The sequence below is a fragment of the Robertkochia flava genome (genome assembly GCF_020166515.1).
GTDB lineage: Bacteria > Bacteroidota > Bacteroidia > Flavobacteriales > Flavobacteriaceae > Robertkochia > Robertkochia flava.
In genome coordinates this window covers 18,684-43,044 of record NZ_JAINZT010000009.1, presented here as the reverse complement: position 1 = coordinate 43,044, position 24,361 = coordinate 18,684, and the positions used below count along the sequence as shown (strand labels likewise).

Sequence of the window (24,361 nt, the reverse complement as noted above, 5' to 3'; positions counted from 1 at the left end):
GGTGGAGGTATGTCGGTAAATCCCAAAACCGGCAATGGTAAATTGGTAAAACAGGAGGCGAAAGATCATCGATACCGGAATATAGGTGAAATGGAAAGATGAGGGAACACGACTTGGTTTGCACCTACCCGCCCTTGACTGTCTGCAGGTTCGCATTTTCTTCATCTTTATGTGCTGTGCCGTAAGAAGTACAGATCACTAAGCCGATTGTCCTACCAACCCCCGGAAGCACCGCCACCGCCAAAGCCACCCCCTCCGAAGCCACCGCCAAAACCACCTCCGCCAAAGCCTCCGCCTCCGCCGAATCCACCTCCGAATCCTCCGGAACTGCGTCGCCCCATATTGCTGAGGATGATTATGTCCAGCGGACTTAAGCCTCCGCGACGACCACCGGGCCCTTTGCCTCCTCGCCCCCCTTTATTCCGGGATAGTACAATGAGTATCATGAAAATGATAAAGGCCAGGAAAATGAAATTTGAAAAGTCAAATGACGGGCCTTCAGAAGGTCTGCTGCCCTGGTATTCTCCCTGTAAAACCTGGAATATCACATCGGCACCCCTGTCAAGGCCCCCGTAATAATCGCCATTTCGGAACTCCGGAATGATCACGTTCTCTATGATCCGCTTTGAAAGGGCATCGGTTAGCAGGTGCTCTACTCCGTAACCGGTGTTAATAGCGATTCTTCGATCGTCCCTCGCCAGCAGGATAAGTACCCCGTTATCTTCTTTGGCTTGTCCAATACCCCATTCCTGACCCCATTGTGCACCCAGGTAGTTGATGTTTTCCCCTTCGGTGGTGCCGATGATCGCCACCACGATCTGGGTGGAGGTGGTGTCGGAATAGCGAATCAGTTTCTGTTCTAAACTGCTTTTCTGAGCGGAAGAAAGCAGGTTGATATAATCGTAAACACTGGTTTGAAAATCCGGCTTTGGAGGAATCTTGAACTGGGCCCATAGAGCATGTCCTGCAAACAGCAAGAGCAGGAGGGTGATGGTCTTTATTGGTTTTATGAGGGTGCTTAAATTCATCCTTTAGAAACTTCATCGGGGAGTTCGTTAATATCGTCACGCTGCCATGGGAAATATTTCTGCAGCTGTTCCCCTGCACTTAATACTCCGGCAATGATCCCTTGTTTGAACCGGCCCTCTTTAAAGTATCGCTGCATTTCATCCCGGGTAATTTCCCAGAAATCATGGGGTACCTTTTCGTAGATGCCTTTATCGCCGTAGATCACAAATTTATGCGCCACCACGGCGATATAGATCAATACCCCGTTTCGCGCTTCGGTGCGGTCCATGCCCAGGTGGTGGAAAATGTCTGCGGCGTGCTTTAACGGGTCTTCTTCTGTTGCGGGCTCCAGGTGAACCCTGATCTCGCCGGAGGTAAATTTTTCCGCGATACGGATGGCTTCTACGATCTCCTTTTCATCATCGGCAGACAGGAAAGACTCTACTTTAGATCTGGACATAACTAGTTTTGAAAATCAAATTCCACTTCAGGCGCATTTTCCGCTCCCGGATCGGCCTCGAAGGGTGTTCTCTTATCAAATCCAAGCATACCGGCCACCAGGCTGTTCGGGAAGATCCGGATGTGTCGGTTATAAATGTTTACCGATTCGTTATAGCGGTCCCTGGCTACATTGATCCTGTTTTCCGTCCCCTCCAGTTGCGACTGCAATTCCAGGAAGTTCTGGTTGGCCTTGAGTTCCGGGTAGCGCTCTACGGTAACCAGTAACCGGGAAAGGGCAGAGGATACCCCTGTTTGTGCCTGTTGAAATTCTGCGAGTTTCTCCGGGGTAAGGTTGTCCGGGTCTACCTGTACCTGGGTCGCTTTGGAACGGGCCTCGATAACATCGGTTAGGGTTCCCCTTTCAAAGTCGGCAGCTCCCTGAACGGTTTTTACCAGGTTCCCGATAAGGTCGTTTCGCCTTTGATAGGAACTCTCCACGTTTGCCCATGCCTGTTTCACGTTTTCGTCATATTCAACAGCGGTATTGTTAATTCCGGCGATCCAGCTACCTATTGCAAATACCAGAACCCCGATAATGATCAGGGGAATTAGCCATTTTTTCATAAGATGTTTTTTAAAGTTGGTTTTTGATCTTTAAAAGCTCAGCTTTTATAGACTCCAATTTACGAATAATCTCGTAATTGTTGAGGGTTTGCTGGCGGTGTTCGCGGAGGTGGATCTTAGCACCCTCCAGGGTGAAGCCACGCTCTTTGACCAGGTGGTAGATGAGCTGGAGGGTTTCGATGTCTTCTTTGCTGAATCTGCGGTCGCCCTTGGCATTTTTCCTGGGGTTTATTTCCTTAAATTCCTTTTCCCAAAAGCGGATCAGGGAGGTATTTACCTCAAAGGCGGCAGCAACTTCTCCGATGCTGTAGTAGAGTTTGTCAGGAAGGTTAAGGTGCATTAATCCAGCGATTGGTTTTCCTGTGAAGCAGCTTTCAACAAGGCCTCAAACTCGGCAGCAGATAAACTTCCGTAATAGAAATTGATCGGGTTGATTCGTTTCTCGTCCTTCCAAACCTCGTAATGTAGGTGAGGTGCCTGTGAGCGCCCTGTACTGCCAACGTATCCGATAATGTCTCCGCGTTTTACCTGTTGTCCCTTGCGAACCTTGTATTTACTCAGGTGAGCGTAAATGGTGATATAGCCAAATCCATGGTCTATTCTGATGTGTTCTCCGTAACCTGTGGCCCGGTTGTCGGCCCGGATCACTTTCCCGTCTCCGGTGGCGTAGATCGGGGTACCCCTGGGCGCTGTAAAGTCCATTCCGTAATGAAACTTCCTCACCTTGGTAAAAGGGTCTGATCGCCATCCGTAACCCGAGGCCATCCGCTTCAGATCTTTATTTCTTACAGGTTGTATAGCCGGAATAGAAGTGAGCAGTTTTGCCTTTTCTTCGGCCAGCTCGGTGATCTCATCCAGAGACTTGGATTGAATCACTAAGCGTTTTTGAAGTTTTTCAAGCCTTTTGGTAGCCCCGATGATCAGGTCAGAGTTGTTGTAGCCCTCCAGGTCCTTGTATCGGTTTACCCCACCAAAACCTGCAGTTCGTTGCTCATTGGGTATAGGGTCGGCCTCAAAATACAAACGGTAAATATTGTTGTCCCGGTCTTCCACATTGGCCAGTACCTCTTCGATCTGGGCCATTTTCTTATTCAGTAACTGAAACTGGAGCTCGTAATTCTTAAGCTCCCTGGCCTGGGATAATTCCTTAGGAGTATTCACCAGACTGGTGTTGAGTAAAACGATAAGCCCAAGGGTGCCAAAAAGGAAAGAGGCAAACATGAAAAGAAAGACATTCAGTACTTTTTTGCCTTTTTTGGGCTCGATGCGCCTGTAGGATAAAGTGTCTGAATCGTAATAATATTTTACCTTCGCCATTCGCTTAAATGTTCTATTTTTGCCCTTTGAAAAGGAAGCAAAAAGTGTTGCAAAGCAAACAAATATAAAAATTGTTTTGCAGTTGGATGCAATTTGGCAAAAAGTTAAGACTTTATGATGACATCAAAGGAGATACGACAGGAATTTCTGAAGTTTTTTGAAAACCGCAAACACCAGGTGGTCCCATCGGCTCCTATGGTGATTAAGGATGACCCGACCCTGATGTTCACCAATGCCGGGATGAACCAGTTTAAGGAATACTTTCTCGGGAATAAAAAACCGCAGTTTCCAAGGGTGTGTGATACGCAGAAATGTCTCCGTGTAAGCGGAAAGCATAATGACCTGGAGGAAGTAGGGAAAGACACCTATCACCATACCATGTTTGAAATGCTGGGCAACTGGAGTTTTGGGGATTACTTTAAGAAGGAAGCCATCTCCTGGGCCTGGGAATTGCTTACCGAAGTTTATAAGATCGATAAGGATAAACTGTATGTGACCGTTTTTGAGGGAGCAGATTCGGACGGACTGGAAATGGATAAGGAGGCTTTTGACCTCTGGAAGGAGATCGTTCCTGAAGAACGCATCCTGATGGGGAATAAAAAGGATAATTTCTGGGAAATGGGAGACCAGGGTCCCTGTGGTCCGTGTTCTGAGATCCATGTGGATATCCGTTCTGAGTCAGAACGCAAAAAAGTTTCCGGGGCTTCCCTGGTCAACCAGGATCACCCCCAGGTGGTGGAGATCTGGAACCTCGTGTTTATGGAGTTCAACCGTAAGGCAGATGGCAGCCTGGAGAAACTTCCTGCACAGCATGTGGATACCGGAATGGGGTTTGAGCGTCTGTGCATGGTCCTGCAGGGGGTTCAAAGTAACTATGACACCGATGTCTTTACTCCGTTGATCGCACAAATTGAAAAGGCATGTGGGGTGCAGTACGGGAAAAATGAGGAGACCGATATTGCGGTAAGGGTAATTGCCGATCACGTACGCGCCGTGGCTTTTGCTATTGCCGATGGCCAGTTGCCTTCAAATACGGGGGCCGGATATGTGATCAGAAGGATCTTAAGAAGAGCGATCCGTTATGGATTCACCTTTTTGGATAAGAAGGAGCCCTTTATATATGATTTGGTACGTATTCTTAGTGAACAGATGAAGGATTTCTTTCCTGAGATCGGAGCCCAGGCTGAGCTCGTGGGAAAGGTGATTCGCGAAGAGGAAGCCGGATTCCTGAGAACCCTGGAGCAGGGGCTGCAATTACTCGATCAGATCATTGCAAATACCAAAGGCGATACCGTTGAAGGTGCCAAAGCCTTTGAACTATATGATACCTACGGATTTCCGATAGACCTTACCGCCCTGATTCTCGGGGAGCGTCAGATGAAACTTGACGAGGCCGGATTTCACAAGGAATTGAAAAAACAAAAGGACCGCTCCAGAGCGGCAACCAAGATAGAAACCGGAGATTGGACCATGCTTGACGGTATGGCGGGAGAGGAGTTCGTAGGATACGACACCCTGGAAGCAAAAGCCAGGATCACCCGTTACCGCAAAGTGGAACGCAAAAAAGGCGGGGCCATGTACCAGATGGTGCTTGACCGTACTCCTTTCTATCCGGAAGGTGGCGGACAGGTAGGAGACCAGGGATACCTGGAAGATCAGGACGGAAATAAGATCTCCATAACCAATACGAAAAGGGAAAATAACCTTATTATCCATTTTTCAAAGTCACTGCCCAAGAACCCGGAGTCGGAAATGAATGCGGTGGTAAGCCGTGAAAAACGTCTGATGACCCAGTCCAATCACTCAGCCACCCATTTGCTGCACCAGGCCCTAAGGGAAGTTCTGGGAACGCATGTGGAGCAAAAGGGAAGTATGGTGAACAGTGAGGGACTTCGTTTTGATTTCTCTCACTTCAGTAAACTTACAAAAGAGGAATTGCAGGCCGTTGAAGACCGGGTGAATCAACGTATTCTCAAGCAGCTTCCCAAAGTGGAAAAAAGAGCTGTGGCCTATGAACAGGCCATTGCCGATGGTGCCATCGCACTTTTTGGAGAAAAGTATGGCGATGAAGTACGGACCATAACCTTTGGGGAGAGCACCGAACTGTGCGGGGGTACCCACGTTCAGAATACAGGCGATATCTGGTATTTTATCATAACCTCAGAAAGTGCCGTTGCTGCCGGTATAAGGCGAATTGAAGCCATCACCGGTAAAAAGGCCATGGAGTATTTTAAATCCCGTTCCAGTGCCCTGGAACAAGTGCAGCAAACCCTGAAGAATCCTGCCGATACCCTTAAAGCCATCTCAGGCCTGCAGGAGGAAAATGCTGAACTCCGAAAACAACTGGAGGTATTACTAAAGGAAAAGGCGGGCCACCTGAAACAGGATCTCAAGGCACGGGTAACCGAAGTAAATGGGATCAAATTCCTCGCAGAAAAGGTAGATCTCAACCAGGGAGGTATTAAAGATCTTTGTTTTGAGCTTGGTGGAGAATTGGATAACCTCTTTCTTTTATTTGGTTCAGAAGAAAAAGGCAAGGCCATGCTTACCTGCTATATCTCCAAAGATCTCGCTACCGGTCGAAATCTTAATGCCGGGCAGATCGTCAGAGAGCTGGGTAAATATATCCAGGGCGGCGGGGGAGGACAACCCTTCTTTGCAACAGCCGGAGGGAAGAATCCTTCCGGAATACCGGAAGCCCTCGAAAAGGTAAAGACCTATTTACAATCGTAATAAAAGATCCCGCATTCGTGCGGGATTTTTATTTTTAAGGTAAATTAGATGTCATGAAATTCCAGACCCCTGTACCTGTAAACAAGCAATATCCGGAAATAGGGTATGATTCCAGCGTGGTGCTTTTAGGTTCCTGTTTTGTCGAGCATATGGGGGATAAGCTGGGGTACTACAATTTTCGATCCTGTACCAATCCCTTTGGGGTGCTGTTCAACCCGTATGCCATCGCTAATCTTGTGGAAAGAGCGGTTGCTCAAAGGGGGTTTATCCCGGACGATACTTTTTATGCTGATGAACGCTGGAATTCGTTTGAGGTGCATTCGCAATGCAGCAGGGCTCAGCAGGAGGTATTTCTCGATATCCTCAATACAGGCCTTTCTCAATTACACGAAGCGCTTCATGCAGCCAGCCACCTTGTAATTACCCTGGGTACAGCCTGGGTGTACAGGCATGTGGAAACTAATAGGGTAGTGGCCAATTGCCATAAGGTACCCCAGAAGGCGTTTGTAAAGGAATTGCTGGATGTTCAGGAGATTCGCCTGCAACTGGAGCGAATAGAGCACCTGGTGAGAGGTATCAATACGGGTTGCCGGGTAATTGTTACGGTGTCTCCGGTTCGGCATATCAAAGATGGCGTTACAGAAAATCAGCGCAGTAAGGCCCACCTCATAGCAGCCCTGCACGATTTTCTTGAGGATACCTCCGATTGGGTTTACTTTCCCTCTTATGAGATTCTGATGGATGAGTTAAGGGATTACCGTTTTTACGCAGACGACATGCTGCATCCTTCCGAAATGGCGGTAGAGGTGGTCTGGGACAGGTTTGTCGGTTCGTGGATGTCTTCCGAAACCCTGGAGGTTATGAAAAGGGTAGGGGGTATTCGCAAAGGACTGGCACACCGGCCTTTTAATCCGGAAGGTAAGGCGCATCTCGCTTTTCGGGAAAAGCTCCGGCTTGAAATTCAGGATCTTACTTCACGCTATCCTCACATGCAATTTCCGGATTTCCCCTAAATTTTTATATCCCTTTTACTGAGCATTTTCCCGGGTCAGAATCCATTGAATCAGGGTGTTCTTAAGGTTTGATTCTACCACAGGGAGGCTGTCCGGGAGAGGCGATTGCTTTTCGATGACCGCATTGTTCAGCATTTTTTGATAATGCAATCTCGGGGCCTTTTCATCACCTGTGGTCCAATAGATCTCCTTGCTGCCTTTCCCTTTTTCTCCGGGATGAACAATGCTCACACTTAAGTGGCCACTGCCGATATATCCAGGGTATAAGAGCCTTTGGTTGGTGGGATCTGTGATGATCTTTCCGTCTGCAGATACCCCGTCCAGTTCCGGGGTTCGTTTAAACCTTCCTGATGTTTTGTCATACAGGTAAACCACGAGGGTCGGATTTCCGTTGTTATCTGTGCCCTTGGTGAAGCTCAGGTCTGTTGCCCCGTCAAAATTAAGGTCCTCTGTCGGGAAGATCGCTTCGGGATAGAGCAGGTTGCGCAGGGTACTCTTTGAAGGGGTTCCAAACTGGGGTAACCTGAAAATGAGTCGACTGTTGTCTTCGTCCATCAGGTCCTTGTAGTACACCTTTACTCCCACCCTGCTGGTGGGGTTTGAAGCCTTATCATAAGCTATTGTATATCTCCAGAAAGCCTTTCTGCCATTCATTTCGAAGACAGCAGAGGTTATTTCAAAGATGGAATCTGCCAGGGCAGGATATCGCTGGGGGTAATCGTGTAGTGTGCGAACGGTGTCTGAGCTTAATCGGTTAAAGGTGAAAGCCCTGTCGTAGGCAAAGGTGTTTGTTACGGAGTCTTTTTGATATACCACCAGGTGTGGATCATCCAGGACAAGGCTGTCTGTTACCTTGTATTGCTTAAATACAGAGTCGTTAACGAACCGGGAGTGGGTCCAGGTAAGTGCACCTTTACTGTGGGATTTACCACTCAGGGTAATTGCACTGACAGCACTGTCGCCCGATTCGGAAAACAAAATGTTTCGGGTACCCTGATCGGAGCGGATCCAGAAAAGTCTGAAAGGAGAACGAAGGTCTGCTGGCAGTATTTGGTTCGGGTCGTTGTACACTTCAGCTTTTTGGAAAATGGAGTCAATTACACTGTCTTTCGTAACCTGGTGAGCTTTCAGGGTTCTGAAAAACCGGTCTTCCTCCTCGATGTCGAATTTAAAGGTGTTTTGTTTGAGCAGGTTGAAGTAATAGTTGATCTCAGGAGCCATGGGGCGCAGAGATAGCTTTTTCTCAGCGGTATTCAGTGTATAGGCATTTACTTTTCCGGCCGTAGTGTCCAGACTGTATATGTTAAAGAGATCAGGGGCAGGGTTATCCATACGGAAATACCGTCCTTTCATTTCTCCTTCAGCCAGGTTGCCGTCGTAGGTAACCATAGTTTTTGTAAAGGACAGGATCTTACCATTTTGATTGACCTTTCCAAAGAGATTTATGGCGTACATAAGAGAGTCCGGAAGCTGCAGTACCCGAGCATTGTAAAAAACAGAATCGGTAGACTTCATGTTCCTGTTCATCATACGCCGGATGCGCTCTGCGAGCTCTTCTTCGGTTTCCAGTCTTTTCTGGTTCTCCATGGATGCCCGCATCAGGGAATCTACCCTTTGTCTTTGTTTTTCTACAGCTTCAGAATGTACGTCTTTCTTACATCCTGTGAGCAGGGAAAAAAGGGTTAGGAGGAGAATCTTGAAAACAGGCGATACGACAGGAAATGGCCTGTGAGGTGTTTTGTCCATGAGCGCAGGTCTTAAGAATCGACTTCAGATAGTTTTACCAGGGCGATCCCGTCATCGATTAGATGCCCCACTTCAGGTTTTTCCAGCTTAATAGATTCCAGGTGAGCCAGGATCTCTTCTGCAAAATCCTGGTCGCCCTGCTTTACAGCCAGTTCATAGAGCTCTACCGGCAGCAACCAGTCTTTAGGATAATGATCCCGTACTTCGTCAAAAACCTTGTGTCTTGAGATGGTGCGATTGGTGCCTTCCCTGTATTCCCTGATCTGCTGGTAAAGCTGTTCCAGCCTGAGAGTTGCATCCGATCGCTTTTGTTTTATAGTTTCCTCAGATGGGGTGTGGGTGATCAGGTCAAAACTGTTGACATCTGCCGGGCCACTGAATGCTGAAATGACTTCCTTACCTACAGCCATGTCATAGATGCCCCATTCCGGATGGAAAAGCACTTCATCCTGGTAGGTAACAGTGCAGTCTTCAAAGCTTATCAGGATTATTTTACCCTGAAGGTTTCGTTTTCCGGTGATGATCTTGCCTTCCACAGTAATGCCTCCTTCGAATTCCAGTCGGATCGATTCTCCTTCGTAGATGTTATACGCCTTGAGGTCTCTCGGGCTCATATCTTCTATGGCCAGATTTATTCCTTTGAGCTTCCCGACCGGGCTGCCAAAACCATCCGGGTGATTCAGAATGCCGTGGCCTACTAATTCTTTCTCGCGATGCGCAAGGGCTGTTTTGCCCTCGGTCTGGAAGTAAATCGGCTTTCCTTCGTGCTGTATAGCCCTGGTAAAAACTCCGGATACCTGAAGACCGGTACTGAGCTCCAGTGTTCCCAGAGCATTTGAATGGATCAGTTTGTTAAGACCTTCCAGTCCGCCTTTTCTCAGCGCCATTTTATTGGCAAATTCCTCAAGCACCAGGCTCAGGTGAGCAAAGTCTGGTGTAACAAACAATTGAGGCTGTGGCTTGGTAATGTCAAAATCCTGGTAAGCGGCCTCTATGGTATAGGGGAGTTTCTTTACTTTATCGGTCATGCACCAGGCACTTTCCCCGATGGATGATAAGAGTCCGGCTCCGTAGATTCTCGGGTTGTCAAGAGAACCTATAAGTCCGTATTCCACTGTCCACCAATGCAGGTTTCGAATCAGGGCCATTTCACTGGGTTCCCCGGCCTGCTGCTGTAATTCATCCACCCGTTTTTCGGCCGCTTCGATCTCTGCTAAAGGAGTGCCTTCGGCTTCCTTAATAATGCTGAGGTGCCTTATGGCCTCATAGATCTCATAATCATGGGCGCTCGAGATGGCCTTACAACCGATTTCCCCAAACCTCCTGAGGTATTCGGCGTATTCCGGGTTGGCGATAATGGGGGCATGACCTGCGCCTTCATGAATGATATCGGGGGCAGGGGTATATTCTATATTTTCAAGTTGCCGGATGTCTGATGCGATTACCAGTACATTGTAGGCCTGAAATTCCATAAAAGCATTCGGAGGAATAAAACCATCGACAGCCACTGCAGCCCAGCCGATCTCCTTCAGGATGCGGTTCATGCCATACATACTCGGGATGTGGTCGATGGAGATCCCGGTTTTTTTAAGACCGGCACTGTATGATTCATGGGCCATCTTGCTGAGGTAATCAACATTCTTGCGCATCACATACCGCCATACCGCCTGGTTGATTGGTGTGTAATCTTCATAGTTCTGAGGCTTAATGAATTGCTTCAGATGCTCCGGTAAACGTTCAATTAGTGGATTGGTCTCAAACTGTTGTTCCATAACAAGTTTTGGTTTACGCCTAAAATTACAAAACCCTGATGAATTAGTTCTTAAAAAGATGGTAAGAAAGGGAGTTGCGGGGTTACGAGCCTGCCATCCCTCACGGGAGGAAATCCTGCCGCAGGCAGGGGTACGAAGTTATGCGATTACAAAGTGATACGCGTAAGACATCCTTTTTTAATGAAATTATCCCTCCTTACCCGGGAGGGGTTGGTCAAGTTGAAGCTATAAGACGCGGTGGTTCTTTTCTCTTTTTTCTTTCGTCTATCTTCTTTCCTCCAAAAAAAAAGCCCCCTTCCGGAGGCTCTTCTTTATTTTTCTGCAGTCTGTATTTTTTCCGGTGGTGGGAATTCCCCCAGGATCTCATTTACGAAAAGAGCGATACGCTCCTCTTTCTTGGTGATATCTCCATTGGTAATCAGGTCTCCGGTTCCTTTACCCTGCCAAACAAGTTCTTTTCGATCGGTGTCGATCAGGTCAATGTAGAGTGAACCTTCAGTATTGGTGCTTACGCTAGGTCCCCAGGCTCCGGCCCATCCCGGACCCCAACCGGGACCCCAGCCCCAGCCCCAACCCCAGCCCCAGCCGGCGTTGTTGTATACAGTAACCCGGTCACGCTCACTGGTAAAAATGCTGATGAGCATGTCAGGATCGTTGGATTTCTGAAATCCTCTGGAGACCAGTTCATTTTGAATGGATCTGAGGATTCGTTTTTTGTCCAGGTCAGAGATGTTGGCCTGATCGATCCCCGGCTTGTAAAATGCAAAGGTTTTGTATTTATCGAAATCGGCCATGCGGTCGTAATCGGCTGCAACACGAATACTCGTGCAACTGGCGGTAAAGGCGGCCAGTAAGAGCAAAGAGAACGTCAGTTTTAGTGTCTTCATAGTGATGTTTTTAAGTGTTCAGACCCCGGACCCTCTCTTCTGCTCTCGGCAAAACGATCCGCGGTTATCGCTGCTGCTTCAATAACGCTTCATCTACGGTGTTGGGCAGGGTAACCTTTAGCCTTGGCTCGGCCTTCATGGCGCGTTTAATGGCAAAGATGGCCTCCTCATTTCGGGCCCAGCTTCTTCGGGCAATTCCATTGTTTACATCCCAGAACAACATGGATTTAAGGTTCGCATCAGCTTCTTTACTACCATCAAGAACCATACCAAATCCGCCGTTTATCACTTCTCCCCAGCCAACACCACCTCCGTTGTGAATACTCACCCAGGTGGCGCCGCGAAAGCTGTCTCCGATCACATTTTGTATGGCCATGTCGGCCGTAAAACTCGAGCCATCGTAGATGTTAGAGGTTTCCCTGAAAGGAGAATCGGTGCCGCTCACATCGTGATGATCTCTTCCTAAAATTACAAAACCAATTTCATTTTTAGAAATGGCTTTATTAAAGGCTTCGGCAATTTTCATACGGCCCTCGGCATCGGCATAGAGTATCCGGGCCTGGGAACCTACCACGAGCTTGTTCTCCTGTGCGCCTTTGATCCATTGGATGTTATCCGCCATTTGCTGCTGTATTTCCCCGGGTGCAACCTTCATGATTTCCTCGAGTACGTCGCAGGCGATCTGGTCGGTTTTTCTAAGGTCTTCCGGATCCCCGCTGGCACAAACCCACCGGAAGGGTCCGAATCCGTAGTCAAAACACATAGGCCCCATGATATCCTGAACATAGCTGGGGTATCGGAACCTGGATGTAGGATTGCCTTTTTCGTCCCGGGCCATAATATCAGCTCCGGCGCGGGAAGCCTCCAGTAGGAAAGCATTCCCGTAATCAAAAAAGTACGTGCCTTTGGCCGTATGCCGGTTGATGGCTTCCACTTGCCTTCTCAGGGATTTTCTGACATATTATTTAAATTGTTCGGGATCTTCGGCCATCATGGTGTTGGCTTCTTCAAAGGTCAGGCCAACGGGATAATACCCTCCGGCCCATGGATTGTGTAAAGAGGTTTGATCCGACCCCAGGTCGATGTGAATGCCCTCCTGGTCAAATTTTTCCCATACTTCCACCACATTACCGGAGTAGGCGATGGAGACGGTCTCGTTATTCCTTTTTGCTTCCCTGACCCTGTCTGCAAGGACGTCTGCATCTTCAATAACTTCATCTACCCAGTTCTGGGAATGCCGTGTTGTGATGGCCTTGGGATTTACTTCGGCACAAACAGTGATGCAACCGGCAATATTTCCAGCCTTGGGTTGCGCTCCGCTCATCCCTCCCAGTCCGGAGGTTACAAATAAATTGCCTTGTGGCTGCTTTCCGATCTTGCGAAACCCGTTAAGAACGGTGATGGTAGTTCCGTGAACAATGCCTTGCGGTCCGATATACATATAACTACCCGCTGTCATTTGTCCGTATTGTGTAACGCCAAGGGCATTGAATTTTTCCCAGTCATCCGGTTTGGAGTAATTCGGAATCATCATTCCGTTGGTCACCACAACCCGGGGTGCCTTCCTGTGACTGGGGAAAAGCCCAAGGGGATGGCCGCTGTACATCACCAGGGTTTGCTCGTCGGTCATTTCTGCCAGGTACTTCATTACCAGGCGGTATTGTGCCCAGTTCTGAAAAACGGCGCCGTTCCCCCCGTAGGTGATCAATTCGTGCGGGTGCTGGGCTACTGCGTGATCGAGATTGTTCTGGATCATAAGCATAATGGCCCTGGCCTGACTGGAATTCCCGGGATACTCATCTATGGAACGGGCGTATATTTCGTAATCCGGGCGAAGTCGGTACATGTATATGCGACCATAGGCCTCCAGTTCGGCGCGGAATTCAGGGAGCAACACCTCGTGATGTCTTTTATCGAAATAGCGGAGTGCATTGCGTAGTGCCAGGATCTTTTCATCCTCGCTGAGAATATCCTTGCGTTTGGGTGCGTGGTTTACATCAGGATCATAGGGTTTTGGCTGGGGTAATATTTCAGGGATTCCTTCCAGAATCTGTTCTTTAAATGTCATTTTCCGTGATTTTTTAAATGTAATTAGACCGGCATTCCATAAAGGCAAAGCCATCAGGAATGGGGTTCATGTATAGTAGACGAATAATAGTTTGATCTCCCTTAGGGAAATATACGTTTTCTGAAGATCCTAGGGGTATCGGATATCGGCCCGGTGATGGGTGTGAGCGATCATTTTTTTGTATGACATAACTCCGATATCCATGATGCTATTTAGAAGAATTCGTTTTCGAATTATAACCATAGGGGCAATGCCGGCAGCCGCTTTGGCAACAATAGCCGCGTCTCAGGTGGTATTGTTCCGTAAAGACCTTGTATCCCTCTGGGCTCAGGTAGTAGTCGCCTTCTTCAAGCGGAATTACTTTTCTGATCATTGTAAGCAGGTTATAATCCGGGGTTTGTTTTGCAAATATATAAGAAAAGTGTATCTATACAGAATCATCGGTACTATGATTTTAGTTTTTAAATATTTCTTCAGAGGTAAATATGTAGGCCTGGCTTTATGGCCTTTTATCTTTCTGAAAAGCAGGGACCTGAAAGAGGATCAGGTGTTGATGAATCACGAGCGCATTCACCTGAGACAGCAACTGGAGTTGCTGGTGCTGCTCTTTTACCTGTGGTATGTTCTGGAGTGGTTTTACCATTTGCTTGCTACGGGAGATGCCTACAGGGCGTACAAAATGGTGAGTTTTGAAAAGGAAGCCTACAGGTACGAGGGCGATGCCGGATACCTGGCTTCGAGAAAACCGTGGGCATTTTTAAGGTTTCTGCACGAGTGAAATTTCCCTAACTTTTTAAATTTGCATCAAAATCACTGGCGCTTGCAAAACGATAGGATCCATCTGGAGGTATTTACAAAGGCGGGTATAGAGGTGTTCCTTAAGCGGGAAGACCTGATACATCCGGAAGTCTCCGGGAATAAATACCGAAAGCTGAAATACAACCTTAAAGCCGTACAGGAAGGAAATTACAGTGGTTTACTCACCTTCGGCGGTGCTTATTCCAATCATATTGCTGCTGCTGCATTTGCGTGTTATGAGGCCGGAATCCCTTGTGCAGGCGTGATCAGAGGGGAGGAGTTAAAAAGCAAGCCTTTGAACGAAACGCTTTCCAGGGCAAAAGATTTGGGAATGCAATTGGTGTTTGCCGACCGGGAAACCTACCGCCTTAAGGCTACTGAAAAAATGCAGTTGCGTTGGAAGGAGGCCTGGCCTGGCTACTTTATCCTTCCTGAGGGTGGCTGCAACGACCTGGCGGTTGCGGGGTGCGCAGAAATTCTTGAGGCTGATGATGCAAAATTTCATGTGATCTGCACCCCGGCAGGAACAGGAGGAACGATGGCCGGATTAATTTGCGGCAGTGACCCCGGGCAGAGGGTTTTGGGGTTCCCTGCGCTGAAGGGTGATTTTTTAAAGTCTGAAATTGCTAAATTTGTCGAGAAAAGCAATTGGGACCTGGTGACCCGTTTTCACTTTGGAGGATACGCTAAGGTGAATGAAGAGCTGATTACCTTTATCAATTTCTTTAAACAGGAAACCGGGATTGCCCTTGACCCGGTCTACACCGGAAAGATGATGTTTGGAATTGTGCGCCTGGCCGGGGAAGGTTTTTTTGAGCCGGGTACCAGGGTTCTGGCTATCCATACCGGAGGCCTTCAGGGGATTAAGGGGATGAATACATTTCTTAGACAAAAAAATATACCACCAATACAATGAAATACAAACACCTGATCTTAACCTTATGTGCAACCCTTGTTGTGGGTTGTGGAACGCATAAAAGGACCTACACTAAAAAGCGCAGCTACCCTGACAGAAAAACTACTGTAAAGGAGACCCCGCCCCGGGATCAGGATACCTTTGAGTCTACTTCGAAGACAACGGTGTACACGGATGTTGTAAGGGGGTATATTGATCAGTTTGATGAGATCGCCATGAGGCAGATGCAGGATTTTGGAGTGCCGGCGAGTATCACCCTGGCACAGGGAATACTGGAAAGCGGAGCCGGAAGGGGCGACCTTGTTCAACGGGCTAATAACCATTTCGGGATCAAATGTCATAAAGGGTGGACAGGACCTTCGGTGAGTCATGATGACGATGAGAAGGGGGAGTGCTTCCGGAAATATGATCACCCGGAGGGTTCCTATGCAGACCATTCGCGGTTCCTGACCGGCAGACAGCGGTATGCCTTCCTTTTTGACCTGGATAAGGACGATTACAGGTCGTGGGCCAGGGGATTAAAGAAAGCGGGATACGCCACAGATCCTCGTTACCCGGATAAATTGATCAGTATTATTGAAAAATACGGCCTTTATAAATACGATGCCCTGGTGTTGGGAAAAAGGGTGGTGGAACGCAGGGATTTCCCGGAAAGTGAACGCCAGGAAGTACATCGGGTTCAAAAAGGAGATACCCTCTATTCCCTTTCAAAAAAGTACGGGGTAACCGTTGAGGTCATCAGATCGCTTAACGGACTTTCCGACAATAATATTCAGGTAGGGCAGGAGCTCTACATCAAATAATAACACAGAAAACCATTTATATGATCTACAAAAGAAGCAGCGCCTTATTTGCAGAAGCACAGAAAGTGATTCCCGGAGGGGTGAACTCTCCAGTACGGGCATTCAAGGCTGTTGGAGGAGACCCGATTTTTGTAAAGAAAGCAAAAGGTGCCTACCTCTATGATGAAGATGGAAATAAACTGATAGATTATATCGCTTCCTGGGGTCCGCTGATCCTGGGGCATGCTTTTGACCCTGTAGTAAAGGCAGTTAAGGAAAGGGCAGAGCTGGGAACCTCCTACGGGATGCCTACCGAATTGGAAACCAGGATCGCCGAACTGGCCATTTCCATGGTGCCCAATATCGAGAAGATCCGTTTTGTGAACAGTGGTACCGAAGCCTGTATGAGTGCCGTGCGCCTGGCAAGGGGGTATACAGGCAGGGATAAGATCATAAAATTTTCTGGGTGTTATCACGGGCATTCCGATTCTTTCCTGATACAGGCCGGAAGTGGGGCTGTTACCTTTGGAAGTCCGAATAGTCCGGGGGTAACCCAGGGTACTGCAAAAGATACTTTGCTGGCCCCTTACAATAACCTGGAGCAGGTTAAAGCCTTGTTTGAGGCGAACAAGGGAGAAGTGGCCGCCATCATCCTGGAGCCCGTTGCCGGTAATATGGGGTGTGTGCTGCCGCAGGAAGACTTTCTACATAGACTCAGAACCCTTTGTGATGCACACGGGGCCCTGTTGATCTTTGATGAGGTAATGACCGGTTTCAGACTCGCTCCGGGAGGTGTTCAGGAGCTGATGGGTGTTAAGGCTGACCTGGTAACCTTTGGAAAGGTGATCGGGGGAGGATTGCCCGTAGGGGCCTTTGCAGGAAGTAATGAGATAATGAGTAAGCTTGCGCCGGAGGGGCCTGTATACCAGGCCGGTACCCTGAGCGGGAATCCGCTGGCTATGGCAGCCGGGTATACCATGCTGAAATACCTTAACGACCACAGAGAGGTGTTCGAAAGCCTGGATAAGAAAACAGAATACCTGCACAAGGGATTGGACGAAGTGATGAAATCCTCAGAGATGCCCTGGTGTATTAACAGGCTGGGCTCCATGATCAGTCTGCATTTTACCGATAAGGTGGTTGATTTTGACACGGCTGCCAAAGGAAATAACGATACGTTTAAAAAGTATTATCACCATATGCTGGATAATGGCATCTACCTTCCGCCCAGTGCGTTTGAGAGCTGGTTCCTAAACGATGCCTTAAGTTATGAGGATCTGGATAAGACCATTGAAGCCACTCGGAGCTTCGTGAATTCATAAACAAAAAGGCGGGTCAAACCCGCCTTTTTTTGTTACCGCTCATAACCCTGTTTGTCTTTGGTGGGATGTACTCAAAAAGCCAATAGATCACCCAATGGAATTCCCCACCTCCCTGCCTCCCTACCTCCCTGCCTCCCTCCCCACCTCCCCACATCCCCATCTCCCACCTTACACCCCCTAATGTTAAAAATCACGTAAAAGAATGCTCCTATTGTTAAAATCTTCAAAATAACCGTAACAAATTGATTTATAGGTAGTCTTAATAGTGAAGTCAATCATCACAACGAACCATTTAAATAATCAAAAAATGAACAGTTTAATTTTAGTAGGTAGTTTAATTCTGGGATGGAACGGAACTACCCATACGGTAACCGATACAACAGAGCAACAGGCTGTATGCGATAAGACCAATTATGAAGTAGTACATGTTGCACCAGATCTCGATCATCTGGGATTTGTAGAGAATATTTACGGAGAAGAAACGGTGGAATTAGGATTTGATACTGCCGAGTACCTTCCTGAAGGTTTTGATCCTTATGTAGAAAATCTTGATGCCATCGTTTATATGGAAGAGGAAGTGCAGGTAGTACTCGGGTTCGATACCGCAGCATATCTGCCTGAAGGGTTCGATGCCCATGCGGGTAACCTGGACGCCATTGCTTACGCTGAAGAAGAGGTCGAAGTAGATCTCGGTTTCGATACCGCAGCATTTCTGCCTGAAGGGTTCGATGCCCATGCGGGTAACCTTAATGCCATTGCTTACGCTGAAGAAGAGGTGGAGGTAGACCTTGGTTTTGATACCGCCGCCTGGCTGCCTGAGGGGTTTGATCCTCACCTTGGAAATCTTAATGACCTGGCCTATGCCGAGGAGCTGGAAGAGGTAGTGTTGGGGTATGATACCACAGCTTATCTTCCCGAGCATTTTGATCCTCATGTAGGCGACCTGGATAAGATCATCTATAAGGAAATGGATTATCATATTCTCGAAAGGTTTCACGCCAAGGAGGCCATGGCCGATACTCGGGTGAATAAAGAATTGATTAAGTAGTTAGTTAAAGTGTAAAGTTTGTTAGTAGTTAAAGCGCAGAAAGCCAGGTCTAATCAGCCTGGCTTTCTGTTTTTATACCTGGGGCTGTTATGAGACGATTCTCTATGATTCCTTTCACCAAAGAAAATGGATTTTTCACAACTTTTTTTTAGTGCTTCACAACAATCGGCTTTTTGAAGTTTGCAGGAAGATCAAAAAAATGTAGTTTTCGGTAATTAAACCCCAAGAATCATGAAGTCTAAAGAGCAGTATTTCAATCCTGTACCGATAATCGTACTCGGAATGGCTTTTACGCTGGCTAGTCTGGCATTGACAATTTCTCTACTTGTTAAGATCTTGTAAGTAAAATAATTGTTGATCATAAAAGAAAAAGGGAGCTCTTCGTTGAAGAGGCTCCCTTTTTATCTTTACTGGAAACGAGGTTCCTTATTCCTGTACCTCGCAAAGCAGGCTGTCGTCTGTCTTTGTGACCTTAACCAGGCCGTGTTTGGTTAAGCCTTTCATCCCTTTATCCCAGGCTTTGTTACTGAGGTTGGCCATCGTTTTAAGTTCTGCAAGTTCCATGGACTTACGTGCTTTCAGGATGTCGAAAATAGCTTTTTCATGTTCTTTTAGGTCTACTGCTTTTTTCTCCGGTCTCATCTGTGGGAAGAACAGTACCTCCTGTATGGAAGAATTATTGGTTAAAAGCATGACAAGGCGGTCAATACCGATCCCAATTCCGGAGGTTGGTGGCATTCCGTATTCCAATGCCCGCAAGAAGTCCTGGTCGATAAACATGGCTTCATCATCTCCCTTTTCAGATAGCTTAAGCTGTTCTTCAAAGCGTTCTCTCTGGTCGATAGGGTCGTTGAGCTCGGAATAGGCATTTGCCAATTCCTTCCCGTTCACCATGAGTTCGAAGCGTTCGGTGAGGTCTTTATTCTCGCGGTGTTCCTTGGTGAGCGGACTCATTTCTTTAGGGTAGTCGGTGATAAAGGTAGGTTGAATGTAATGGTGTTCACATTTCTCCCCGAAGATCTCATCGATCAGTTTCCCGATCCCCATGGTCTCATCCGCGGGGATATTCAGTTTCTGGCATACCTCGCGCAGTTCCTGTTCGTTCATCCCGGCAACATCAAAACCAGTATGATCCTTTATGGCCTGGAGTATGGGTACCCTCGGGTATGGCGCCTTAAAGCTGATGGTATTGTCTCCCACCTGAACTTCGGTAGATCCTGTGGCATCCCCGGCCACCTTCTCGAGGAGCTGTTCGGTCATATCCATCATCCAGTTGTAGTCCTTATAAGCAACATAGAGCTCCATTACAGTGAACTCCGGGTTATGGGTGCGGTCCATTCCTTCATTACGGAAGTCTTTTGCGAACTCGTATACCCCGTCAAAACCTCCCACGATGAGTCTTTTCAGGTAGAGCTCATTGGCGATGCGGAGATAAAGCGGGATGTTTAATGCGTTGTGGTGGGTAACAAAAGGCCTGGCTGCAGCACCTCCCGGTATGGCCTGTAAAATAGGGGTCTCTACTTCCAGGTATCCTCTTTCGTTAAAGAATTCACGCATACTGTTGGTGATCTTTGTACGCTTGATGAAAGTGTCTTTAACATGTGGATTCACAATAAGGTCCACGTAGCGCATACGGTAGCGAAGTTCAGGGTCGTTGAACTCGTCGTATACTTTTCCTTCACTGTCTGATTTTGGCAGGGGGAGGGGGCGCAGGGATTTGTTGAGGATCTTAAAATCCTTCACCATTACGGTCTTTTCCCCCACGTTGGTCGTGAATAGTTCTCCCTCGATACCGATGATGTCCCCGATATCCAACAGTTTCTTATAGACTTCGTTATAAAGGGTTTTATCATCTCCGGGGCAAACCTCGTCCCGGTTAAAATAGATCTGTATGCGACCTTCACTGTCCTGTAGTTCGGCAAAAGAAGCCTTTCCCTGGATCCTCCTTGACATCAGTCGTCCTGCCAGGGTCACCTTTTTTCCCTCTTCATAGTGTTCCTTGGCTTGCCTGGAAGTATGGTCTACCGGAAATAAATCGGCCGGGTACGGATTAATACCCAGGGCTCTTAACTTGGAAAGTTTTTCTCTACGGATCAGTTCCTGTTCAGAAAGTTGCATAGTTTCTTTTTACATTTAAGCCTGCAAAGATAGTGAGTATTTGATAATCAGTCAAAGGAGGTTGTCTTTTTACAAAGGCGCCCGGAATTCCTTTTGTTACAGGTGTAACATCGGGAAGGTTTTGCAGACCAATAAGGGGAATAATGATATGAATGCCCCGGATTTTCAGGGGTCTTGAATCCATTTTTAAACTATGAGTATCTGGAGAGTCTTACTTTCAATTATTTGTCCGCCCTTTGCCGTCCTTGATAAGGGGTGTGGATCTGTATTCATCGTGTTTTTGCTATGGCTCTGTGGGTGGGTGCCCGGGGTGATCGCAGCGTTGGTTATCCTCAATAACCCAAACAGGTAACCTGGAAGAGCGGCAGGCAGGAAATTTAGTATACTCCCTTCTCCCGACCTCCCGTGAGGGATGGCAAGCTCCCGACCTACCGTGCTTCGCGCAGGCAGGATTTCCTCCCGTGAGGGATGGCAAGCTCCCGACCTACCGTGCTTCGCACAGGCAGGCAAGCTCCCGACTCCCGACTCCCGACTCCCGACTAACTACTAACTAATTCCCTATCTTTGCTCCATGAATAAAAAGGTAGTTGTAAAGGATCTAGGGTTTAAGGATTATAAGGAGACCTGGGATTATCAGGAAGATTTGTTTCAGCAGACTTTCGATATGAAAGTTAGGAACCGAAGAGAAGGGCTGGAGGAACCCACTCCGAATCATTTTTTGTTCGTGGAACATCCGCATGTGTATACATTGGGAAAGAGTGGGGATCTTTCTAATCTGCTGCTTAATGAGGAGCAACTCGAAGCCCGTGGGGCTACTTTTTACAAGATAAACCGGGGAGGGGATATTACCTACCACGGGCCGGGACAGGTAGTGGGGTACCCCATCCTTGACCTGGAAAATTTTTTCACCGATATCCACAAATACCTGCGCTTACTGGAAGAGACCATTATCAGTACCATGGCCGAGTACGGATTGAAGGGAGAGCGATCTGAAGGCGAGACCGGCGTCTGGCTGGATGTGGGAACACCTTTTGCCCGGAAGATCTGTGCCATGGGGGTACGTGCTTCCAGGTGGATCACCATGCATGGGTTTGCTTTTAACGTCAATGCAGACCTGGGGTATTTTGATAATATTATTCCATGTGGTATTCGGGATAAGTCCGTAACCTCGCTGAATGTCGAATTAGGGAAGGATAAGATCGATATGGAAGAAGTTAAAGCCCGTATTATCCATCATTTTGCCCGACACTTCGAAGCGGAGATGGTAAAGGAGCAACAGCTCACCTGAACCTGATCCTTGGCCTTTAATTCAGGCTATACACTACAACACTGTTCTTGTCTCCCTTGGTAACGATTTCAATGGCTCTGTCGTTATCGATGTCGTCAATATCTACAACCGAAGTGCCGTACACGGGAAAGTTCTCCATGAGGTTTGCTTCGCTGTCAAAGAGGTAGATCTTGTGACTTTGTTTGTCGGTAACCGCAATGTAGATCTTATCGTAAATATAGAAGATCCTGGGTTCGGTATAGATGCCGTAATCCAGTTCTACCCTTTTATCCTTGATGTAAAGAATGTTATTGGATACGGCTGCAATGGTATGCAGGGTCGCATCAATTTTATGGGTGGCCTCAAAGGGCTTTTTCGTCCTGGTGATCTTTCCTTTGGTGTCTATGGAAACCAGGTCCCCCTCTGCAGAGGTCATGATAAATGCATTGTTGTGCTGATATACCTCGTTATCAGACAGCCCCAGGTTTTGGTCGATCCTGATCCTGGGTTCCCCGGTTCTGAATAACAGGTGGAGTTTCCCGTTGGTTTCCTGAACCGCGATATAATCTTTCTTGTCGATGCGTATATGCTTGGGCGGATTACTGATCTGGCTTTCGGTTGGTTTCATTTTGAATCCGGTAACCCTCGATGCTTCCCTGTTGAACATTTGCACCTGGTTGTTCATGGTAACACAAAACCTGTAATTCTTGGTATTGTCATAATCAAAAACACTCAGCGGCTGGGTGATCGCCGCTTCTGGAGTAAGGGGGAAGGGTGCGACATCATTCCCGTTTCGGTCTACCACATAGACCTTACCCGGGGTGGCAAAGGCGAGCTGGAACCGGCCGTTTCTGTAAATATCGATCTGGGAGATCTTTCCGAGGATGGGGCCATTGAGCTGTTTCTTCCATAGTACCTTCCCGCTGGTGGAGATCAGGTATAGTCCGTTTTCTTCATCCTGCACCACCACTTCTTTTTGCTTCGACCTGTGGTTGTACACGAATTGCGGTTTTCCGAGAACCGGCGCGTCGATAGTCGTGTTGAACAATTGGGTGATCAGGTGATCTTCCTTTTTGGGATGGTCCTTTTTCTTGGTAAGCAGGTTTAAATGGGCAAATTCCCCTTCCATAACGTATTGCACGGCCAGCATTTTGTGGTTTTCCAGGAGTTTCACCGATTGAATGAGGTCTGATTGGAGCAGGTCGTCGTTGGCATTTATCGCCTCCAGGTTCACATAGAGTTCAATGGAGGAAGCGTCCGCCAGTTCTTTTCGAAGATCGCTGTAGGCGTCCAGGCGACTTATTACCGAGTTGTTCTGCAGGTTGGCAATAAGGTCCTTAAGCACTTCCACATTGTTGGATACAAACACATACGGAGCCTTAACCGCGGCATACTCAGAAGAAGTTTCTGCCTTAAGAAAACCAAAGCGGTCTTTGATTAAATTTTTGTTGTTAAGGCTAAGAAGCCTGAAGTCTCTGAATGTTTCCGTTGCCTGGGTGTAGGGTAGCAGGTGGGCTTCCACTGGAAAGTCTTCCTCAAATTCCAGGGTCCATACCTCCTGTTTTCCCAGCTTGATAAACCCGGTCTCTGTGGCCATGATGAATAAGCTGTCTTTAGCGTTTTTAGGGTCTTTAATGAGTCCTTTAGCGTTGGGAATCCCAATAAAATAACTGGCATTGGCCGGAGCCAGATCCGCGATACCTGAACGGCCGGGAGGGCGGTTTTTAAAACGGTTAAGAATATTGGGAAGGCTGTCGTCTGCTATGGCGATCCCGTTGCCCTTTAAAATGTCCTTGTCTATTTGCAGGTCCAGGGAGCTCCATTCAGACATCGCCCTGAACACATCGGCTGTTTTACTATTGATACCCCTGGAGAGGAGTTGCATGCTTTTTTTATTGTTGAGAAACAGGGTGGCCGAGGCCTGGCGTTGAGCGACCCCGTAGAGCGTGATCAATTCCTTAACTCCTTTGATATGATCCCTGTTTCTGATAAGATCTTCCACAGGCAACTGGGAGGAGGAGGCGATGAAGAACTTGCCAAGGGTAGTCGTATAGATGTGCTTGTTTTCGATCTGCAGTTTGTTGATGGTCTGGTTGTCGTAGGAGATACGCTCAAGGGTACGACTCAGTGTGGAATCTATAGAAAAAAGTTCGTTATGGTTTTCGGTAACCAGGGTGTATTCAAAATTGTCCTTTCCGATTTCTGAGAAATAGAGCAGGGCCTCCCCCTTGGGTCGTATGTACTGAAGGGAACTTACCAGGTCTTCTCCCTCTTTAAAGGTGGCGCTCTGCCCGAGGGTGTTCAGCAAATCGTTGTTCCTGAGTTCACTTCTGAAGCCTTCAAAGTTATTGATCCTCACCACTGCAGATGCCTTTTCGGGAACCATGGCGATAAGGTCACTGGGGGTATTCTCTTCTTTTTTACATGAAAAAGTAAGAACAAGGCTCAGGGCGAGCAGAGTAAGTTGGCGATTCATAGGTGTTCAGGTTTGCGACAAAAAT

20 protein-coding genes and 1 pseudogene are annotated in these 24,361 nt (G+C 47.6%); 9 read left to right on the top strand and 12 right to left on the bottom strand.

All coding sequences use genetic code 11. From position 1 onward, the window contains the following. Positions 1-212: 212 nt before the first annotated feature. Genes K7R11_RS14325 through K7R11_RS14305 form a run of 5 tightly spaced genes read right to left on the bottom strand, consistent with a single transcriptional unit; the run spans position 213 to position 3,390 of the window. The gene (locus K7R11_RS14325; protein WP_224491515.1) at positions 213-1,028 is read right to left on the bottom strand and encodes a TPM domain-containing protein; all 816 of its coding nucleotides are present in this window, start codon (positions 1,026-1,028) and stop codon (positions 213-215) included. Next, complete coding sequence (locus K7R11_RS14320) at positions 1,025-1,468, bottom strand: TPM domain-containing protein (RefSeq protein ID WP_224491512.1); 444 nt, start codon at positions 1,466-1,468, stop codon at positions 1,025-1,027. The genes K7R11_RS14325 and K7R11_RS14320 overlap by 4 nt, the downstream gene beginning before the upstream one ends. A gap of 2 nt (positions 1,469-1,470) precedes the next feature. Further along, positions 1,471-2,073 (bottom strand): LemA family protein, encoded by a 603-nt coding sequence (locus K7R11_RS14315; RefSeq protein WP_224491510.1) that lies wholly within the window; start codon positions 2,071-2,073, stop codon positions 1,471-1,473. A gap of 10 nt (positions 2,074-2,083) precedes the next feature. Continuing rightward, entirely contained in the window at positions 2,084-2,413 is a 330-nt protein-coding gene (locus K7R11_RS14310) for a MerR family transcriptional regulator (RefSeq protein ID WP_224491509.1), read from the bottom strand. Then, positions 2,413-3,390 carry a M23 family metallopeptidase gene (locus tag K7R11_RS14305; protein ID WP_224491508.1) on the bottom strand — a complete coding sequence of 326 codons (978 nt, stop codon included), beginning with the start codon at positions 3,388-3,390 and terminating at the stop codon, positions 2,413-2,415. Before K7R11_RS14305 ends, K7R11_RS14310 begins: the two co-directional genes overlap by 1 nt. Before the next feature lie 117 nt (positions 3,391-3,507). Between K7R11_RS14305 and alaS the strand changes: the two genes are divergently transcribed. After that, positions 3,508-6,123, top strand: a complete 2,616-nt coding sequence (gene alaS, locus K7R11_RS14300) for an alanine--tRNA ligase (protein WP_224491632.1) — start codon at positions 3,508-3,510, stop codon at positions 6,121-6,123. Between the two features lie 53 nt (positions 6,124-6,176). Further along, the gene (locus K7R11_RS14295; RefSeq protein WP_224491507.1) at positions 6,177-7,136 is read left to right on the top strand and encodes a GSCFA domain-containing protein; all 960 of its coding nucleotides are present in this window, start codon (positions 6,177-6,179) and stop codon (positions 7,134-7,136) included. 15 nt (positions 7,137-7,151) lie between these two features. Here the strand turns inward: K7R11_RS14295 and K7R11_RS14290 are convergent, their stop codons facing one another. The 5 genes and pseudogenes from K7R11_RS14290 to K7R11_RS14270 all read right to left on the bottom strand — a co-directional run bounded on the left by K7R11_RS14290 (position 7,152) and on the right by K7R11_RS14270 (position 13,982). Continuing rightward, positions 7,152-8,882 carry an XAC2610-related protein gene (locus tag K7R11_RS14290; RefSeq protein WP_224491506.1) on the bottom strand — a complete coding sequence of 577 codons (1,731 nt, stop codon included), beginning with the start codon at positions 8,880-8,882 and terminating at the stop codon, positions 7,152-7,154. Between the two features lie 11 nt (positions 8,883-8,893). Then, on the bottom strand, positions 8,894-10,654 hold the full coding sequence (locus tag K7R11_RS14285; RefSeq protein ID WP_224491504.1) for an aromatic amino acid hydroxylase: 1,761 nt from the start codon (positions 10,652-10,654) through the stop codon (positions 8,894-8,896). A 311-nt stretch (positions 10,655-10,965) separates the two neighbouring features. Beyond that, on the bottom strand, positions 10,966-11,541 hold the full coding sequence (locus tag K7R11_RS14280) for a DUF4136 domain-containing protein (protein WP_224491502.1): 576 nt from the start codon (positions 11,539-11,541) through the stop codon (positions 10,966-10,968). 64 nt (positions 11,542-11,605) lie between these two features. Beyond that, positions 11,606-13,609: pseudogene (locus K7R11_RS14275) on the bottom strand (urocanate hydratase). A 208-nt stretch (positions 13,610-13,817) separates the two neighbouring features. After that, positions 13,818-13,982 carry a DUF5522 domain-containing protein gene (locus K7R11_RS14270; RefSeq protein WP_262899832.1) on the bottom strand — a complete coding sequence of 55 codons (165 nt, stop codon included), beginning with the start codon at positions 13,980-13,982 and terminating at the stop codon, positions 13,818-13,820. 75 nt (positions 13,983-14,057) lie between these two features. Here K7R11_RS14270 and K7R11_RS14265 point away from each other — a divergent pair, with 75 nt between their 5' ends. From K7R11_RS14265 to K7R11_RS14245, 5 genes are all read left to right on the top strand, one after another. After that, positions 14,058-14,387, top strand: a complete 330-nt coding sequence (locus tag K7R11_RS14265) for a hypothetical protein (protein WP_224491500.1) — start codon at positions 14,058-14,060, stop codon at positions 14,385-14,387. A 42-nt stretch (positions 14,388-14,429) separates the two neighbouring features. Beyond that, the gene (locus K7R11_RS14260) at positions 14,430-15,323 is read left to right on the top strand and encodes a 1-aminocyclopropane-1-carboxylate deaminase/D-cysteine desulfhydrase (RefSeq protein ID WP_224491498.1); all 894 of its coding nucleotides are present in this window, start codon (positions 14,430-14,432) and stop codon (positions 15,321-15,323) included. Beyond that, positions 15,320-16,126, top strand: coding sequence for a glucosaminidase domain-containing protein (locus K7R11_RS14255; protein WP_224491497.1), 807 nt, complete (start codon positions 15,320-15,322; stop codon positions 16,124-16,126). Before K7R11_RS14260 ends, K7R11_RS14255 begins: the two co-directional genes overlap by 4 nt. Positions 16,127-16,146: 20 nt before the next feature. Continuing rightward, a complete protein-coding gene (hemL, locus tag K7R11_RS14250) occupies positions 16,147-17,427 on the top strand; it encodes a glutamate-1-semialdehyde 2,1-aminomutase (protein WP_224491496.1) in 1,281 nt (426 codons plus the stop codon). A 307-nt stretch (positions 17,428-17,734) separates the two neighbouring features. Then, entirely contained in the window at positions 17,735-18,475 is a 741-nt protein-coding gene (locus K7R11_RS14245) for a hypothetical protein (RefSeq protein WP_224491495.1), read from the top strand. A 426-nt stretch (positions 18,476-18,901) separates the two neighbouring features. Here the strand turns inward: K7R11_RS14245 and lysS are convergent, their stop codons facing one another. Then, positions 18,902-20,593, bottom strand: a complete 1,692-nt coding sequence (lysS, locus tag K7R11_RS14240) for a lysine--tRNA ligase (protein WP_224491493.1) — start codon at positions 20,591-20,593, stop codon at positions 18,902-18,904. Between the two features lie 193 nt (positions 20,594-20,786). On the opposite strand from lysS, the gene K7R11_RS14235 reads away from it, so the two are divergent. Together K7R11_RS14235 and lipB are read left to right on the top strand one after the other, a co-directional pair. Then, positions 20,787-20,945, top strand: a complete 159-nt coding sequence (locus tag K7R11_RS14235) for a YqaE/Pmp3 family membrane protein (RefSeq protein WP_224491491.1) — start codon at positions 20,787-20,789, stop codon at positions 20,943-20,945. Positions 20,946-21,164: 219 nt separating this feature from the next. Next, on the top strand, positions 21,165-21,881 hold the full coding sequence (gene lipB / locus K7R11_RS14230) for a lipoyl(octanoyl) transferase LipB (protein ID WP_224491489.1): 717 nt from the start codon (positions 21,165-21,167) through the stop codon (positions 21,879-21,881). A 16-nt stretch (positions 21,882-21,897) separates the two neighbouring features. On the opposite strand, the gene K7R11_RS14225 is transcribed toward lipB, so the two are convergent. Further along, positions 21,898-24,336, bottom strand: coding sequence for a ribonuclease HII (locus tag K7R11_RS14225; RefSeq protein ID WP_224491487.1), 2,439 nt, complete (start codon positions 24,334-24,336; stop codon positions 21,898-21,900). Between the last annotated feature and the right edge of the window lie 25 nt (positions 24,337-24,361).

Excerpts from the sequence above, each read along its gene's own strand:
- K7R11_RS14325 (WP_224491515.1), bottom strand. The coding sequence starts at position 1,028 with ATGAATTTAAGCACCCTCATAAAACCAATAAAGACCATCACCCTCCTG.
- K7R11_RS14320 (WP_224491512.1), bottom strand. The coding sequence starts at position 1,468 with ATGTCCAGATCTAAAGTAGAGTCTTTCCTGTCTGCCGATGATGAAAAG.
- K7R11_RS14315 (WP_224491510.1), bottom strand. The coding sequence starts at position 2,073 with ATGAAAAAATGGCTAATTCCCCTGATCATTATCGGGGTTCTGGTATTT.
- K7R11_RS14310 (WP_224491509.1), bottom strand. The coding sequence starts at position 2,413 with ATGCACCTTAACCTTCCTGACAAACTCTACTACAGCATCGGAGAAGTT.
- K7R11_RS14305 (WP_224491508.1), bottom strand. The coding sequence starts at position 3,390 with ATGGCGAAGGTAAAATATTATTACGATTCAGACACTTTATCCTACAGG.
- alaS (WP_224491632.1), top strand. The coding sequence starts at position 3,508 with ATGACATCAAAGGAGATACGACAGGAATTTCTGAAGTTTTTTGAAAAC.
- K7R11_RS14295 (WP_224491507.1), top strand. The coding sequence starts at position 6,177 with ATGAAATTCCAGACCCCTGTACCTGTAAACAAGCAATATCCGGAAATA.
- K7R11_RS14290 (WP_224491506.1), bottom strand. The coding sequence starts at position 8,882 with ATGGACAAAACACCTCACAGGCCATTTCCTGTCGTATCGCCTGTTTTC.
- K7R11_RS14285 (WP_224491504.1), bottom strand. The coding sequence starts at position 10,654 with ATGGAACAACAGTTTGAGACCAATCCACTAATTGAACGTTTACCGGAG.
- K7R11_RS14280 (WP_224491502.1), bottom strand. The coding sequence starts at position 11,541 with ATGAAGACACTAAAACTGACGTTCTCTTTGCTCTTACTGGCCGCCTTT.
- K7R11_RS14270 (WP_262899832.1), bottom strand. The coding sequence starts at position 13,982 with ATGATCAGAAAAGTAATTCCGCTTGAAGAAGGCGACTACTACCTGAGC.
- K7R11_RS14265 (WP_224491500.1), top strand. The coding sequence starts at position 14,058 with ATGATTTTAGTTTTTAAATATTTCTTCAGAGGTAAATATGTAGGCCTG.
- K7R11_RS14255 (WP_224491497.1), top strand. The coding sequence starts at position 15,320 with ATGAAATACAAACACCTGATCTTAACCTTATGTGCAACCCTTGTTGTG.
- hemL (WP_224491496.1), top strand. The coding sequence starts at position 16,147 with ATGATCTACAAAAGAAGCAGCGCCTTATTTGCAGAAGCACAGAAAGTG.
- K7R11_RS14245 (WP_224491495.1), top strand. The coding sequence starts at position 17,735 with ATGAACAGTTTAATTTTAGTAGGTAGTTTAATTCTGGGATGGAACGGA.
- lysS (WP_224491493.1), bottom strand. The coding sequence starts at position 20,593 with ATGCAACTTTCTGAACAGGAACTGATCCGTAGAGAAAAACTTTCCAAG.
- K7R11_RS14235 (WP_224491491.1), top strand. The coding sequence starts at position 20,787 with ATGAGTATCTGGAGAGTCTTACTTTCAATTATTTGTCCGCCCTTTGCC.
- lipB (WP_224491489.1), top strand. The coding sequence starts at position 21,165 with ATGAATAAAAAGGTAGTTGTAAAGGATCTAGGGTTTAAGGATTATAAG.
- K7R11_RS14225 (WP_224491487.1), bottom strand. The coding sequence starts at position 24,336 with ATGAATCGCCAACTTACTCTGCTCGCCCTGAGCCTTGTTCTTACTTTT.